This window comes from Hominisplanchenecus murintestinalis (assembly GCF_943193015.1).
Taxonomy (GTDB): Bacteria; Bacillota; Clostridia; order Lachnospirales; family Lachnospiraceae; genus Hominisplanchenecus_A; species Hominisplanchenecus_A murintestinalis.
Map to the genome: position 1 here is coordinate 12,509 of NZ_CALPCM010000026.1, position 13,996 is coordinate 26,504.

At 47.5% G+C, this 13,996-nt stretch carries 17 protein-coding genes; 12 read left to right on the forward strand and 5 right to left on the reverse strand.

The annotated features are described in order from the left end of the window. The first annotated feature begins 1 nt into the window (after position 1). From NFR99_RS09815 to NFR99_RS09825, 3 genes are read left to right on the forward strand one after another with little or no spacing between them, the layout of a single operon-like run. Entirely contained in the window at positions 2-649 is a 648-nt protein-coding gene (locus NFR99_RS09815) for a TlpA family protein disulfide reductase (protein ID WP_243126715.1), read from the forward strand. After that, positions 646-795, forward strand: coding sequence for a CD1871A family CXXC motif-containing protein (locus NFR99_RS09820; RefSeq protein ID WP_135976539.1), 150 nt, complete (start codon positions 646-648; stop codon positions 793-795). The genes NFR99_RS09815 and NFR99_RS09820 overlap by 4 nt, the downstream gene beginning before the upstream one ends. Further along, a complete protein-coding gene (locus tag NFR99_RS09825; protein ID WP_251353518.1) occupies positions 788-1,627 on the forward strand; it encodes a 4Fe-4S binding protein in 840 nt (279 codons plus the stop codon). Before NFR99_RS09820 ends, NFR99_RS09825 begins: the two co-directional genes overlap by 8 nt. 60 nt (positions 1,628-1,687) lie before the next feature. Here NFR99_RS09825 and NFR99_RS09830 read toward each other — a convergent pair whose 3' ends face one another. The 4 genes from NFR99_RS09830 to NFR99_RS09845 form a co-directional block, all read right to left on the reverse strand. Further along, a complete protein-coding gene (locus NFR99_RS09830; protein ID WP_251353519.1) occupies positions 1,688-2,116 on the reverse strand; it encodes a hypothetical protein in 429 nt (142 codons plus the stop codon). 69 nt (positions 2,117-2,185) lie between these two features. Then, positions 2,186-2,518, reverse strand: a complete 333-nt coding sequence (locus NFR99_RS09835) for a branched-chain amino acid transporter permease (protein WP_120484705.1) — start codon at positions 2,516-2,518, stop codon at positions 2,186-2,188. Beyond that, positions 2,505-3,209 carry an AzlC family ABC transporter permease gene (locus NFR99_RS09840; RefSeq protein WP_120484704.1) on the reverse strand — a complete coding sequence of 235 codons (705 nt, stop codon included), beginning with the start codon at positions 3,207-3,209 and terminating at the stop codon, positions 2,505-2,507. The genes NFR99_RS09835 and NFR99_RS09840 overlap by 14 nt, the downstream gene beginning before the upstream one ends. 43 nt (positions 3,210-3,252) lie before the next feature. Then, positions 3,253-3,858 carry a YdcF family protein gene (locus NFR99_RS09845; RefSeq protein ID WP_120484703.1) on the reverse strand — a complete coding sequence of 202 codons (606 nt, stop codon included), beginning with the start codon at positions 3,856-3,858 and terminating at the stop codon, positions 3,253-3,255. 154 nt (positions 3,859-4,012) lie between these two features. Between NFR99_RS09845 and NFR99_RS09850 the strand changes: the two genes are divergently transcribed. The 3 genes from NFR99_RS09850 to NFR99_RS09860 are packed head-to-tail and all read left to right on the forward strand — an operon-like array spanning position 4,013 to position 5,768. Then, entirely contained in the window at positions 4,013-4,699 is a 687-nt protein-coding gene (locus NFR99_RS09850) for an HAD family hydrolase (protein ID WP_251353520.1), read from the forward strand. Then, positions 4,696-5,484, forward strand: coding sequence for an HAD family hydrolase (locus NFR99_RS09855; protein ID WP_251353521.1), 789 nt, complete (start codon positions 4,696-4,698; stop codon positions 5,482-5,484). The genes NFR99_RS09850 and NFR99_RS09855 overlap by 4 nt, the downstream gene beginning before the upstream one ends. Positions 5,485-5,510: 26 nt before the next feature. Then, positions 5,511-5,768, forward strand: a complete 258-nt coding sequence (locus NFR99_RS09860) for a glyoxalase (RefSeq protein ID WP_251353522.1) — start codon at positions 5,511-5,513, stop codon at positions 5,766-5,768. A 27-nt stretch (positions 5,769-5,795) separates the two neighbouring features. On the opposite strand, the gene NFR99_RS09865 is transcribed toward NFR99_RS09860, so the two are convergent. After that, on the reverse strand, positions 5,796-6,515 hold the full coding sequence (locus NFR99_RS09865) for a TraX family protein (RefSeq protein WP_251353523.1): 720 nt from the start codon (positions 6,513-6,515) through the stop codon (positions 5,796-5,798). Between the two features lie 212 nt (positions 6,516-6,727). On the opposite strand from NFR99_RS09865, the gene argH reads away from it, so the two are divergent. The 6 genes from argH (at position 6,728) to NFR99_RS09895 (ending at position 13,920) form a co-directional block, all read left to right on the forward strand. Then, complete coding sequence (argH, locus tag NFR99_RS09870; RefSeq protein WP_120484698.1) at positions 6,728-8,128, forward strand: argininosuccinate lyase; 1,401 nt, start codon at positions 6,728-6,730, stop codon at positions 8,126-8,128. Positions 8,129-8,302: 174 nt separating this feature from the next. Then, positions 8,303-9,388 (forward strand): aspartate-semialdehyde dehydrogenase, encoded by a 1,086-nt coding sequence (asd, locus tag NFR99_RS09875; RefSeq protein WP_251353524.1) that lies wholly within the window; start codon positions 8,303-8,305, stop codon positions 9,386-9,388. Between the two features lie 170 nt (positions 9,389-9,558). After that, entirely contained in the window at positions 9,559-10,443 is an 885-nt protein-coding gene (locus tag NFR99_RS09880) for an ABC transporter ATP-binding protein (RefSeq protein WP_120484696.1), read from the forward strand. Continuing rightward, the gene (locus NFR99_RS09885) at positions 10,436-11,233 is read left to right on the forward strand and encodes an ABC-2 transporter permease (RefSeq protein WP_135976542.1); all 798 of its coding nucleotides are present in this window, start codon (positions 10,436-10,438) and stop codon (positions 11,231-11,233) included. Before NFR99_RS09880 ends, NFR99_RS09885 begins: the two co-directional genes overlap by 8 nt. A 21-nt stretch (positions 11,234-11,254) precedes the next feature. Beyond that, the gene (locus tag NFR99_RS09890) at positions 11,255-13,255 is read left to right on the forward strand and encodes a DNA topoisomerase (RefSeq protein WP_251353525.1); all 2,001 of its coding nucleotides are present in this window, start codon (positions 11,255-11,257) and stop codon (positions 13,253-13,255) included. Beyond that, positions 13,255-13,920 (forward strand): acyltransferase, encoded by a 666-nt coding sequence (locus NFR99_RS09895; protein ID WP_120484739.1) that lies wholly within the window; start codon positions 13,255-13,257, stop codon positions 13,918-13,920. Before NFR99_RS09890 ends, NFR99_RS09895 begins: the two co-directional genes overlap by 1 nt. Positions 13,921-13,996 lie beyond the last annotated feature (76 nt).

The following is a 13,996-nucleotide window of genomic DNA, read 5'->3' on the forward strand; positions in this document are numbered from 1 at the left end:
TATGGCAGGAAAAATCAAAAAAATAAGTGCAGTTTTGATGATCGGTATCATAAGCATGACAGCTGTCGCAGGGTGTTCGGCTCCGGCAGCAGAATCGGAAAAAGAATCCGTTGCAGAATCTGCAAAGATGGATACTGAGGCGCTGTCCCCGGAAGAGACGGCGGGGGCTGAGAAAGCCGATGTCAGTATCGGTGAATTTACGATGCAGGATGTGGACGGAACAGAGTACACCGAGACAATGTTTGAGGACTATGAGCTTACAATGGTAAATATTTTTGCTACCTGGTGTACGCCATGTATTAATGAGATCCCGGATTTGGAGAAACTGCGGAATGAGATGACAGATAAGGGCATAAATGTAGTTGGTATCGTCCTGGATGCAGCAGGGGCTTTTGGCGATGCAGGCGGGGAAGCCGTAGAGAAGGCAAAGCTTTTGGCTGAGCGGCTGGAGGTTACGTATCCATTTTTGATACCGGACGCAGGGCTGTTAAATGGCAGGCTGGCAGGGGTAGAAGCAGTACCGGAGACATTTTTCGTAGATAAACAGGGAAATATTGTGGGCGAGACTTATTCGGGAAGCCGCAGCCTGGAAGAGTGGAAGGAAATCGTGACGCAGACGCTTGACGGTATAGAAGGAGCGGGAGAATGATTCGCCGGCTTGGAGAGCATAAAGCAGGAATCTGCCTGGCAGCCTTGGGACTGGCTTTGATGGGGTATGGGATTTACCGCGGAGAGGCGGCAGTCTGCTTTCAAAAGGCGATAAATATCTGTATGGAGTGTATTGGAATTGGGTAAGAAGAAAATAACAAATGAGTGGAAACGTCATAGAGTGCAGATTCTATGGGCGCTGCTGACGAACAGCTATTTGATAGGATTTGTCCAGGGGAAGATTTACAAAGGAAAACTGAAAAACCTGTGTGTTCCGGGGCTGAACTGCTATTCGTGCCCCGGCGCTGCAGGGACATGTCCGATTGGGGCGATGCAGGCGGTTATCGGAAATTGGAATTTTAAATTTGCATTTTATGCGGCGGGTTTTTTGATGTTTGTCGGCGCACTGATGGGAAGGTTTGTCTGCGGGTGGCTCTGTCCGTTCGGGCTGATTCAGGATTTGTTATACAAAATACCTTTTCCCAGAAAGCTTCGCACGTTTAAAGGGGACAGGCTTTTGCGCAAGCTCAAATATGTAGTGCTGCTGTTTTTTGTAATCCTGCTTCCTATGTTTCTTGTAGATGTTTTGGGGCAGGGAGCGCCGTACTTTTGCAAACTGATTTGTCCCGTTGGGACGCTGGAGGGCGGCATTCCGCTGGTTTTGCTGAATAAATCCATGCACGGCGCCCTGGGATGGCTGTATGCCTGGAAAAACGTGCTGCTTCTTTTTACAGTTTTCCTGTCTATTCTGATTTATCGGCCATTCTGCAAATACATATGCCCGCTTGGAGCTGTTTACTCCGTGTTTAACCCTATTTCGGTGTTCCGCTACCGGATAGACAGAGAAAAATGTGTGGGCTGCGGCGCCTGTGCGAAAGTCTGCAAGATGCAGGTAAACCCGGCGGAAAATCCAAATCATCCGGAATGTATACGCTGCGGACAGTGTAAGAAGGCTTGTCCGAAGCAGTGTATCCATTAAATTTAAAACAGAAATAAACAGTGGATGGAAAATCACTCCATCCACTGCCTGCATTCAAGGCTATTTATTTTTGCTTACGTTCTCCTTTACCCGGTCTACGGTTTCGGATACGGCGTCAGCAACAGCCTGTGCTGCGTCTTTTGCCCCGTCTTTTATATCTTCAGCAGTATCTTCCAGGGTATCTTTTGCATTTTCAACAGCATCTGCGGCTGCGTCTGTTATATCTTTTGCGGCATCTACAGCGGCATTTTTTACATTTTTGGCTGCGTCTGTTACTGTCTCAGCTGCTTCTTTTGGAATCGTAACATATTCTCTGGAAGCAGTAACTTCTTCTTCGTCGTCAAAATCATCATCCAGTTCATCCTGAAAATCATCGAAATCATCATCCCAGGATTCTTCTTTTTTGCATTTATTCAAATATGCCAGTCCACAGCCGACTGCCGCGCCGATGATTGCGGCGCATATGAGTTTTCCATGACGTTTTGCCATAATTTGACTCCTTTCAAATGGGATAGGACTATTGTAATACTTTTTGGGTAAAAAGAAAAGGGGAAAAATTTAAAAAACGCACTGAACCAAAAACATATAAAACAGCGTGCCTCCTCCGATACTAAGCAGCGTGTTCCGTTTCCAAAGATGTACGGCAACGATAGCCACTGCAGCCAGAAGTTCGGGCAGGCCGAAAGGCGCGGTGAGCGGAGAAACATCTTTTAGGCAGTAGACCACCAGCATACCGATAATCGCATAAGGAAGTACTTTTCCAAGATAGAGTATGTAAGCAGGCGTTTTTTTATTCCCCGGAAATAGAAGGAAGGGAAGGACACGGATAAAAAATGTGATAGCTGCCATAATAAAAATCATAATTAGAGCTTGTGAATCAGGAATCCGCATGTTTTTCTTCCTCCTTATCCAGTGTTTTTCTGAAAATACTTAAGATTGCCAGGATGGACAGCATCGCCGGGACAATAAAATTGTCTGCGCCAAAGAAAATAAGGCACAAAATGGAACAGCCGACGCCAATAAGGGCCGGGCGGTGTTCCCTGGTATCCAGCCACTGATTAACAAAAAGCACAAGAAACAGGGCGGTCATGACAAAATCCACGCCCTTCGTATTGAACTTTACCAGCGAGCCGAACAGGGCGCCAAGCGTACAGCCGCAAATCCAGTAAGAGTGATCTAAAAGGGAAATAAAAAAGTAAAACCATCCCGCATCCACGCCTTCCGGAGGTTCGCTGGTGGCTATAAGCGAGTAGGTTTCGTCTGTCAGCTCATAAATCATCATCCATTTTTTCTTTCCCACGTTTTTGTATTTTACAATCAGGGAAAGTCCGTAAAATAGATGGCGTATCTGTATCATGACCGTCATGATAGCGGTTGTAATGAAAGAAGCTCCGGCTGCCAGTAAATCAATGGCTACATACTGCATGGAGCCGGCATAAATGATAATGGACATAAAAGCGGCCCACAGAAAAGAAAAGCCTTTGCTTGCAAGAAGGATTCCAAATCCAAGGCCCAAAAACAGATAGCCTGCCATGACGGGAAGCGTCAATGGAAAAGCGGCTTTTAGTGCTTTGCGTTTCATAAACGAGTTCTCCTTTGGTAAAATCCGGTGTACAGACCGTGCCTTAAAGTATAGCACCGTTCAGATGGTTTTTCAAGATGTCGTGGAACTGGCTTCCGCACCGTTCCACTTCTCCCAGAACCAGGTCGATTTTTACCGGGTCATCCTGCCAGTTTTCTCTGGAAATGCCTCTGGTCACGGCAGGACAGACCAGAAACCGCGTTTCCGGGTAGAGCAGTTGGAAATAAAGGAGACACCGCTTGGCATGGTAAGCCTGGCAGGAAATAATGGCAGTCCGAACAGAAATGCCCAGTTCGTCCGTCATTTTTTTTGAATAGATAGCATTCTCATAAGTATAAGAAGCCTGCTTTTCCTGTAAAATGGCTTCGGGCGGCACCTGATTTTCCAGAAGGATATCCGAGAGGAATTCACATTCTGCCGCATAGGAATTTTTACGGTAGCGTGCGGGGGATTTTACCCCGGAAAAATATCCGTCTGTGATACTGTATTTTCCGGACACCAGAATCAATGGGGCATAGCCCTTGTGATAGAGCTTTGCTGCATTCTCAGCAATTTCCCCATACCCGCCTCCGGGGACAAAAATAATATCCGCATTCTCCGGTACATTTTCGGTAAAGATAAAATCTGTCAGATAGTCATAAAATAGCATAAGCTCACCTCTGCTACAGTATAACACATTCAGTTGTAATTGTACAAAAATCGTGTTATTCTAGTTCAGGAGAAAAAAGGGGCAGGTTTCCCAGCGTCTGGTACAGGCTTGGCAGAGCCGTTATGTGAGAATGAAAGGAATGGAGAATGCGTGTATGTATAAAGCAGGGATTTTTGACTTAGACGGGACATTGGCGGATACGGTGGACTCTATGGCATATTCAGCAAACCTGGCGCTTCGTGAACTGGGGCTTTTGGAGCAGCCGGCGGAGCGTTTCAAAACCTTTGCGGGGGATGGCGCAGAAGAGTTAATCAGGCGCTGTCTGAGAGCCGGAGGAGATGAAACATGCAGCAAATTTGAGGAAATGCAGCGGCTGTACCGGAGATATTTTGGCGAGAACTGTATGTATCATGTACAGCTTTATGACGGAATCCTTCATCTTCTGGAAACGATGAAGCAGAAGGGAATGAAGCTCGCCGTGCTTTCCAATAAGCCCAATGCCCAGGCGGTGGATGTTGTAGAGAAGCTTTTTGGAAAGGGACATTTTGATTATGTACAGGGGCAGACAGAAGAGATTCCCAGAAAGCCAAGCCCTGTAGGGGCATTGCATATTGCAGAATACTTTGGCGTGGAAAGGTCAGAATGTCTTTATATAGGAGATACGGACACGGATATGCAGACCGGAACAGCAGCAGGGATGTTTACAATCGGCGTGCTGTGGGGATTCCGAAGCAGAGAAGAGCTTGAGGAAAACCGCGCAGATTGGATTGCGGGGCATCCTTCGGAGATAGAGAGTTTTCTAAGGCGGCGCTGCAAATGCGTCAGGAAGGGGGAAGTATGATAAAATTGATTGCATCGGATATTGACGGGACGCTGTTGGAAGAAGGAACAGATGGAATAAACCCGGAGATTTTTACCGTGATTAGAGAGCTGAAGAAAAAAGGCATTGTTTTTGCGGCGGCAAGCGGACGGGAATATGCCAGTCTGAGAAGGCTGTTTCAGCCTGTGAAGGACGATATTTATTTTATTGCAGACAATGGAGCGAGCGTTATGTATGGCGGAGAAGAAATCTATGCCACGCTTATGGACAGGGGACTTCTGGAGGAAGTGGTGAAGAAAATCAGGACGCTTCCGGGCTGCTACAGCGTCATATCCACCCGAAAGGGGGAATGCTATTTAGAACAGGAAAGTGAAGAACTGGATGATTTTCTGATAAATGGCTATCATTATGATGTACATCATGTGGACGATGTGCTGAAAGCCCCGATTGAGATTATCAAATGTGCGGTTTACAAAAAGCATGGTATCCAGGAGCTTGCGCCGGAATTTCTTGAGAAGTATAAGAACAGGCTGAATGTGGCGATTGCAGGAGATATTTGGCTGGATTTTATGAACCTGGAATCAGACAAAGGAAATGCTTTGAAGAAACTTCAGGAGAAACTTCATATTCTGCCGGAAGAGACGATGGCGTTTGGAGACAATATGAACGATATCGGTATGCTGCGTGCAGCGGGAGAGAGCTACGCGGTGGAAAATGCGGCCCAGGCTGTGAAAGAAACGGCAAGGTATACTGCCGGGAAGCATACAGAGGACGGCGTGCTGAACGTATTGAGAAAATTGTTGTAAGATTTTACATGACGGGAGGAAAAGGGATGTTTAGCAAAGAATGTGTGGAAACTTTTTTAAAGAATCAGCTTCAGCTTTTTGATGAAAAAGTAGTAGAGAATGAGGAGGAAGCAGAAGAATTTTTGGAGGATAACCTGGCAGTTGTATTGAATTCGCTGAAAGAAGTACGTGAGTATTTTGAGGAGAGCGGTATGGACGTGTCCGGATTATCAAAGAAAGAATTGGAAGAAACCTCGGAAGTGTTTAAGCTGCCGAGCGGAAAATATCTGGTGGTGGAAGCGTAGCTTCCGCCGCCTTTTTCGTAACAGTGTTTACAGCGCCGCGCAGTACTGTGCGATACCCGCGAGAATCAGCAGATGCGCAGGGTAAAACAGATAGAAGAAATATTTCATGGACAGTCCGCGTTTTCCATTGTAAGCCAGGATGGGAAGAAAGGCGATAGGGGCTGTCGTCTCCCAGCTAAAAGCCAGTGCTCCGGCAATACACTGCATTTTTCTGTCATAGCGAAGAAAATATAGGAGTTCAATCAGAAAAACACCTTTATATCCGTAGTCTGTCTTAAGGACATAGCCTGCGCCTAGACCGAGAGCGAAAATGAGGCCCTGCAGCCATATGTTTTTGGAGAAATAAGAGGCCGCCATCATCACCAGGAGCCCAATGAGCAGTGTGAAAAATACGTTTTGGGCGCGGAAATCCACAGCATTTCCCCGAACCGCCCAATCAAATGGAATTTCGGAAATGAAGGCAAAAAGCAGAAGCCGTAAGGCATACTTTTTGGAATCTTTCGTATGTAAAAATCCCTCAACTAAAAGAAAACAAAAGATAGGAAACGCCGGACGTCCGATTAGGCGCAGAACTCTGTCAACGGCACGGATTTTGTCAAAAAGGGCGGCGTCATTTTTGACCCAGGCAGAAGCAAGGAGTCCGCGTTCTAAGACAGCGGCTCCGATATGGTCGATCAGCATACTTAGGATTGCGATGATTTTTAACGTGCTGCCTGAGATACCGGAAAACTTTTGTTCAGGTTTCATGGATGTAAGTTCCTTTCAATGTTTACAGCCAGTATAACGAAAAGGACTGCGCATGTAAAGGGGGATACATATTCTTGAGGATGTGGCAGAAGCCGCTCTTGTGGAATGGAGTGAAATGTGATAAGCTAAGACTTGAATTTGGAAAAGGAGGCATCCGGGGCGGCGCGCTGTTCCGGAAAAGCGCTAAAATGTGATGAAACGAGGATAAAAAGATGGCACAGTTATGGGGCGGCCGTTTTACGAAGGAGACGGATCAGCTGGTTTATAATTTTAACGCATCAATTTCATTTGATAAGAAATTTTACAGGCAGGATATTGAGGGAAGCAGGGCACATGTGACGATGCTGGCAAAGCAGGGAATTCTGACAGAAGAAGAAAAGGAGCAGATTCTGGGAGGGCTTTACAGCATACTCCGGGATGTGGAGAATGGGACGTTGGAAATTACAGACGCCTATGAGGATATCCACAGCTTTGTGGAGGCAAATCTGATAGACAGGATTGGCGATGCGGGAAAGAAGCTTCACACAGGACGGAGCAGGAACGACCAGGTGGCGCTGGATATGAAGCTGTATACGCGGGATGAGGTGAAAGAGCTGGACGGGCTTTTGAAGGAGCTGCTGTCTACCTTGCTGCATATCATGGAAGAGAACCTGGATACTTATATGCCGGGATTCACGCATCTGCAGAAAGCCCAGCCGATTACCCTGGCGCACCATGCCGGGGCTTATTTTGAGATGTTTAAGCGGGACAGGCAGAGGCTGGCGGATATTTATAAGCGGATGAATTTCTGTCCTCTTGGTTCCGGAGCGCTGGCCGGTACGACGTATCCGCTGGATCGGGAGTATACGGCTGAACTGTTAGGCTTTGACGGCCCGACGCTGAACAGCATGGATTCCGTGGCAGACAGGGATTATCTGATAGAGCTGCTTTCAGCGCTGTCCACGATCATGATGCATTTGAGCCGGTTTTCGGAGGAAATCATCATCTGGAACAGCAATGAATACCAATTTGTGGAGCTGGATGATACTTATAGTACGGGAAGCAGCATTATGCCGCAGAAGAAAAATCCGGATATTGCAGAACTGGTGAGGGGAAAGACGGGGCGTGTGTATGGGGCGCTGATGTCCCTGCTTACGACCATGAAAGGGCTGCCTTTGGCATACAATAAGGATATGCAGGAGGATAAGGAGCTGACGTTTGACGCGATCGATACGGTAAAGGGCTGCATTTCGCTGTTTCATGGAATGATTGCGACGATGAAGGTGAATAAAAAACAGATGGAAAGCAGCGCGAAAAATGGGTTTACCAATGCGACAGATGCCGCGGATTACCTGGTAAATAAGGGCGTGCCTTTCCGGGACGCACATGGAATCGTGGGACAGCTGGTGCTGCATTGTATCGGAAAAGATATTTCGCTGGACGATATGACATTGGAAGAATATAAGTCCATCAGCCCCGTATTTGAGGAAGACATCTATGAAGCTATCAGCATGAAAACCTGTGTGGAGAAGCGTACGACGATTGGCGCGCCGGGGGAGGATGCTATGAAGCGGGTAATTGTGCGGAACCAGGCATATCTGGAGAATGAAGGCAGCGGGGAGATGTTTGCGTAGATTTGTGCATAGATTGCATAAAGCTTGTGGAAACGATGATGGAAACCGTAACAAAAACCTCTTGATTTTTGCGGGAAAATAGTATAGTATATTCCAAGAAAAGACAGATGTGCGCGAAGCGGAGACAAAAATTGCCGCACGCACAGGGCAGCAGGATATGAGGAGGATGGAAAAATGGATAAAAAATTGAAAGTAGGTATTTTAGGAGCTACCGGGATGGTGGGGCAGAGATTTATTTCCCTGCTGGAAAATCATCCGTGGTTTGAGGTTGTTACTCTGGCGGCGAGCCCGAGAAGTGCGGGAAAGACTTATGAGGAGGCTGTGGGCGGCAGATGGAAGATGACTGCCCCGATGCCTGAGGCGGTAAAGAATATCGTCGTTATGAATGTAAATGAAGTAGATAAAGTGGCTTCCGGTGTTGATTTTGTATTTTCAGCGGTGGATATGTCAAAGGATGAGATAAAGAAAATCGAGGAAGAGTACGCGAAGACAGAAACTCCGGTAGTTTCCAACAACAGCGCCCACAGATGGACGCCGGATGTACCGATGGTAGTGCCGGAGATTAACCCGGAGCATTTTGAAGTGATTGAGTTCCAGAAGAAACGCCTGGGAACAAAAAGAGGTTTTATTGCGGTGAAGCCGAACTGTTCTATCCAGAGTTATGCGCCGGTACTGACGGCGTGGAAAGAGTTTGAGCCCTATGAGGTGGTAGCGACTACGTATCAGGCGATTTCAGGAGCAGGAAAGACATTCAAAGACTGGCCGGAAATGGTGGAGAATATTATCCCATATATCGGCGGGGAGGAAGAGAAAAGCGAGATGGAGCCGCTGAGGCTTTGGGGAAAGATTGAAGATGGCGTGATTAAGCCTGCAAAGTCTCCGGTTATCACCTGCCAGTGTATCCGTGTCCCGGTACTGAACGGGCATACGGCGGCTGTATTTGTGAAATTCAAAAAGAAACCTACGAAAGAGCAGTTAATCCGGAAGCTTGCAGAGTTCAAAGGCCTGCCTCAGGAACTGGAGCTGCCAAGCGCGCCGAAGCAGTTTATTAAGTATATGGAAGAGGACAATAGGCCGCAGGTGCAGCTTGATGTAGATTATGAAAACGGAATGGGAGTTACCGTGGGAAGAATCCGTGAGGATAAGGTTTATGATTTTAAATTTGTGGGGCTTTCCCACAATACTGTCAGGGGCGCGGCAGGCGGCGCCGTACTGTGTGCAGAGACGCTGACAGCGAAAGGATATATTAAGGCAAAATAGAGTTTTTGAAATAAAGAGGCTGCTGCGATTTTAAGGGCGGCGGGCCAAAGACCGGCCTGCTCCGGCGGCAGCCATTTTGCCGTATGCGGACACGTAACGATTCGGGGGTTTGCCGGGACAGTTATGTGTATATATGCTTTATATTATGGAAAACAAGGGCTGTAAGATAAATGATAAGAGTGAAGAATTTGACAAAAGATTACGGAGGACGGAAGGGAATCTTTGATTTGTCGTTTGAAGTAGAGAACGGGGAAGTGTTTGGGCTGCTCGGACCGGAAGGCGCAGGGAAAACTACAGTCATCAGCCAGCTTTTGGGATTTGCTTCAGCCAGCCGTGGACGGTGCTTTATTAACGGAAAGAGCTGCCATACCAGGTCGGCGGAAATTATGGAATTTACAGGATATCTGCCGGAAGAGATTTCCCTGCCGGAAGATATGACGGGGCTTGCATTTGTGCGTTTTATGGCAGAGATAAAAGGGATTAAAAGTATTGAGAGGGCACAGCAGGTCGCGGAACGTTTTGAGCTGGATTTGGATGAGCGTATCCGAAAAATGTCCAGGAGAACAAGGAAAAAAGTAGGGATTGTGTGTGCTTTTATGCATGATCCGGCGGTGATTCTGCTGGATGAGCCAATGGGCGGGCTGGATGCATTGATGCAGGGGCGGCTCAACGATCTGATTCTGGAAGAGAAAGGCAAGGGAAAGACAATTCTTTTTGCGTCCCATACGTTTGAAGAAGTGGAGCGTATCTGCGACAGGGTTGGGATGATTAAGAAGGGGCTTATGGTGAATGTAGATGATATTGCGGGAATCCGCGCGGCTAAGAAGAAGTCCTATATTGTGAGTTTTGCCACAGACGAGGATGCCCAGCGTTTTGCCAGGGAGGGGTTTGAAGTGATAAGCCTCAGCGGACGGCAGATTACAGTCAGCCTGAAGGGAGAAATGATGCCGCTGGTAAAAGCGCTTGGAAGCTATCAGGTGGTGGGGCTGGAGACGGTGGCGCAGAGCCTGGAGGATGTGTTTATACATTTTTATGGAGGTGATACACGTGTTTAGCGCCCCTCTTTTGAAACGGACAATAAAGACGAGTGGAAAGCTATGGATGATTTTCACGGGTATCTTAGTCCTACAGATGTTTCTGGTACTGAGTATGTTTGCTTCGGCGCCGGGAAACGGCCGTGTATTCCGTGGGATTCCTGCGGAAATAGCGGCAGTGCTTGGAATAGATATGGGAGCGGATGCTTTAACTGCATATCTGGCGTCTCATTCGTTTGCTTTTTTTAATCCTCTTATTTCCATGATTTACGGAAGTATTGCCGCGAACAGGCTGGTGGCGCAGAAGGTAGAGTCGGGTACTATGGTATATCTCCTGGCATCGCCAAATAAGAGAGAGCGTATCGCAGGAACTCAGGCTGTTTTTCTGGCGGCGGGGCTTTTTGCGATGTTTTTGTGTACGACAGCGGCAGGGCTGGGCGCCTGCGCTGTATTTTTTCGGGGAAAGCTGGAGATAGTTCCGTTCTTGCTGTTGAATGCCGGAGGCTTCTGCCTGGCGTTCTGTCTGAGCGGTATCAGTTTCATGGCTTCCTGTATCAGTAATGATACCAGATTTTCCCTGACAATTGGGGCGGGGATTCCGATGATTTTCCTGTTGATACGGATGCTGGCAAACCTGGGAGGAAGTCTGGAAGCATTGGAGTTTGCAACTATGTTTACGTTATTTAATACTGCGGACGTCCTGGAAGAAAGCATGAGCGTTTTCTGGAAGTTTCCGCTTCTGGCAGTTGTGGGAGCGGTATTTTATCAGATAGGGATGAAGCAGTTTGCAAAGAAAGACTTGCCGGTTTAGCAGGCAGGCATGAGGTTTTGGATGTCGAAAGCATTATATATAGCCGAAAAGCCCAGTGTGGCGCAGGAATTTGCAAAAGCACTGAAAAGGAATACATCCAGGCGGGATGGTTACCTGGAAGGTGAGGATGTGATTATTACCTGGTGCGTAGGGCATCTGGTGACAATGAGTTATCCTGAGATTTATGATCCCAAATATAAGCGGTGGAGCCTGGAAACGCTTCCTTTTATACCGGACAAATTTCTGTATGAGGTGATACCGGGCGTTCAGAAGCAGTTTAAAATCGTAAGTGGGCTGCTGAACCGCAAGGATGTGGATACGATTTATGTGTGTACTGACTCCGGGCGCGAAGGTGAGTATATTTACAGGCTGGTGGAGCAGGAGGCACAGGTAGAAGGAAAGCAGAGAAAGCGTGTGTGGATTGATTCCCAGACAGAAGAGGAAATCCTGCACGGAATAGAGACAGCGAAGGATTTGTCGGCATATGATAATCTGTCGGAAGCCGCTTATCTGCGGGCAAAAGAGGACTACTTGATGGGAATTAATTTTTCCCGCCTTCTGACACTAAAATACGGAAATCTGCTCTCGAACTGTATGGGCACGAAATACACAGTGATTTCCGTGGGACGTGTGATGAGCTGTGTGCTGGGCATGATTGTACGGAGGGAAAGAGAAATCCGGCAGTTCGTAAAGACGCCTTTTTACCGTGTGCTGAATATATTAGATTATAACGGGAAAAATTTTGACGGGGAATTCCGGGCGGTGGAAGGCTCGGCCTATTTTCAGTCTCCAAAGCTTTATAAGGAAAATGGCTTTAAGGAGAAAAAGGACGCGGAAGAGCTGATAGAAAAGCTGTCTCAGGAGCCGCCTCTTAAAGCAAGGGTGAAATCTATTGAGCGGAAGAAGGAAAATAAAAATCCGCCGCTGCTGTATAATCTGGCAGAGCTGCAAAACGACTGTTCCCGGATGTTTAAAATCAGCCCTGATGAAACGCTGCGTATTGTGCAGGAACTTTATGAAAAAAAGCTGGTGACTTATCCAAGGACGGACGCCAGGGTGCTTTCTACCGCGGTGGCAAAGGAAATCCATAAGAATATCGGGGGGCTGAAAGGCATACCTTGGGCAGAGGGCTTTGCAGAGGAAGTGCTGGAGGCGGGCACGCATAAGAAAATAGCGTCTACCCGCTATGTAAATGATAAACAGATTACTGACCACTATGCAATCATTCCTACGGGGCAGGGGCTCGGGGCGCTGCGATCTCTGTCAGAGCGTTCGGTGGGTGTGTACCAGGCAGTAGTGAGGAGGTTTTTGAGCATTTTTTATCCGGCTGCGGTTTATCAGAAAGTGAGTCTGGTGACGGAGATGTCGGGGGAAGCTTTTTTCAGCAGCTTTAAAGTGTTGGTTTCTGAGGGCTATCTGAAAGTGGTAGGCATACCGAAGGAGAGCAAAAAGAAGGACGAAGAAGCGGAAGTAAAAGCGGACGCGGCGTTTATTGAGGCTCTGAAAAATCTGAAAAAGGGGATGGAGCTTCCGGTAGAAGCGCTGCAGATAAAGGAAAGCGAGACTTCTCCGCCCAAACGGTACAATTCCGGTTCGATGATTCTGGCAATGGAAAACGCAGGGCAGCTGATAGAGGACGAAGAGCTGCGGGCGCAGATAAAAGGAAGCGGTATCGGAACGAGCGCGACCCGGGCAGAAATTCTCAAAAAGCTTGTGGCGAATAAGTATATCGCCCTAAATAAAAAGACTCAGATTCTGAACCCTACGCTTCTGGGGGAGATGATTTACGAGGTAGTGAACGCGTCGATAAAATCCCTGTTGAATCCAGAGCTGACGGCAAGCTGGGAGAAAGGGCTTACTTATGTGGCGGAAGGAGAAATTACTCCGGATGAATATATGGAGAAGCTTACGGGCTTCATCCGGGGAAGGACTGCGAATGTGCTGCAAAATAACCATAGTTATGTGCTGCGCAATAATTTCCGTGTTGCCGCAGAATTTTATAAGAAAGGGGCGAAAAAATGATGGATACATGTAGGATCAAAAACCTGTATAATTTGGACGAAACTATCGCGAAAGATTTGTTCGAAGGGGCGGAATATCCCTGGGAGGTGCTGCCGAAAATCAGTGATTTCATAATGGAGCTGGGAAATACGCTGAGCGAAGAGGAGTATGAGAAGCGGGGAGAGGATATCTGGGTCGCAAAGTCGGCAAAAGTAGCGGAAAGCGCGTATATCCACGGTCCGGCGATTATCGGAAAAGAGGCAGAGGTACGCCACTGCGCATTTATACGGGGAAATGCCCTGGTAGGCGAGGGGGCTGTCGTAGGAAATTCTACAGAGCTGAAAAATGTGGTTCTCTTTAATAAAGTACAGGTGCCCCATTATAATTATGTAGGCGATTCTATCCTGGGATATAAGGCGCATATGGGCGCAGGCTCTATTACGTCGAACGTAAAATCAGACAAAAAGCCGGTCATTGTCAAAGCCGGAACAGAGCGCCTGGAGACAGGGCTGAAAAAGTTTGGAGCCATGATTGGCGATGAGGTGGAAGTCGGATGCGGCTCTATCCTGAATCCGGGCACGGTTGTTGGGCCGCGCAGTAGTATTTACCCTTTGTCGTCGGTGCGTGAGGTAGTTCCGGCAGACAGTATTTATAAAAAACGCGGGGAAGTGGCAGAGAAAATGTGAATGAAGGGAATAACAGAGCGCCGGGGTGGAAGCCCCGGCATTTTTGAATTGATAGTTGACAAATTATATTATACAG